Raw genomic sequence first — 792 nt, forward strand, 5'->3', positions numbered from 1 at the left:
TGCAGGGCGATGCCGAGGTTGGACAGGTACATGGCGCGGTCGGGGTGGTCGGGTGCGGTGGCCGCGACCGCCTGCTGCCCGATGTCGATGGCGCTGTCGAGATCCGCCGGTGCTCCGGTCCGTTCGAACCGGGCCTGCAGGGCGATGCCGAGGTTGGACAGGTACATGGCGCGGTCGGGGTGGTCGGGTGCGGTGGCCGCGACCCCCTGCTGCCCGATGTCGATGGCGCTGTCGAGATCCGCCGGTGCTCCGGTCCGTTCGAACCGGGCCTGCAGGGCGGTGCCGAGGTTGGACAGCATCGCGGCGCGGTCGGGGTGGTCGGCGGCCGTGGCCGCGACCGCCTGCTGCGCGGCGTCGACGGCGGCGGCGAGGTCCGCCGGGGCTCCGGTCCGTTCGTACCGGGCCTGGCGGATGATGCCGAGGTTGGACAGAAACATGGCGCGGTCGGGGTGATCGGGTGCCGCGGCCGCGACCGCCTGCTGGGCGGCGTCGACGGCGCCGGCGAGGTCTGCCGGCGATCCTGTCTGGCCGAACCGGGCTCGCAGGGCGATGCCGAGGTTGGACAGCCGTCCCGCGCGGTCGGGGTGGTCGGGTGCGGTGGCCGCGACCGCCTGCCGCCCGGCGTCGACGGCGGCGGTGAGATCGGCCGCCGAGCCCCTCTGCTCGAACCGGGTCCGCAGGGCGGCGCCGAGGTTGGACAGCACCGCGGCGTGGTCGGGATGGCCGGCGGGCATCTCGGCGAGCACCTGGTGAAAGTGCTCGATCGCGGTGTCCAGCGCGGCGTGGTCGCCG

At 75.0% G+C, this 792-nt stretch carries 1 protein-coding gene; it reads right to left on the reverse strand.

The features are described 5' to 3' along the window. The coding region (locus tag FRAQA3DRAFT_RS28230; RefSeq protein WP_009742469.1) for a tetratricopeptide repeat protein at window positions 1-792 on the reverse strand (792 nt) is incomplete at both ends.

This window comes from Frankia sp. QA3 (genome assembly GCF_000262465.1).
Taxonomy (GTDB): domain Bacteria; phylum Actinomycetota; class Actinomycetes; order Frankiales; family Frankiaceae; genus Frankia.